1 protein-coding gene is annotated in these 249 nt (G+C 32.5%); it reads right to left on the bottom strand.

From position 1 onward, the window contains the following. Positions 1 to 56: 56 nt before the first annotated feature. A partial coding sequence (locus ACR9ZK_RS22855) for a hypothetical protein (RefSeq protein ID WP_481344208.1) occupies positions 57 to 249 on the bottom strand: 193 nt, incomplete at its 5' end.

The raw sequence follows: 249 nt of genomic DNA, 5'->3' as shown, positions 1-249 counted from the left end.
ATGTATTGCAGGCCGTGCAATAATCACTAAATAATTCAAGGCGGTAATAGTATGAATTAATCTCCCAGCTTATAATCCAGAGGAAGCATATTTTCAATCTTATTTTTTGTAAATTCTCCTTCGGTAATCAATAGGTCAGGAGTCGTAATATTACCGTCTTTTGATACTTCAAAAGTTTCACCTTCAGGATAAAGAAATGAAGTTTTAACCACAGGAATTTTACTTTTAACAAAATCTTTTCCCTTAAGC

The organism is Monashia sp. HAY1-5C (genome assembly GCF_056755255.1).
This window is presented reverse-complemented; position numbering and strand designations above follow the sequence as displayed.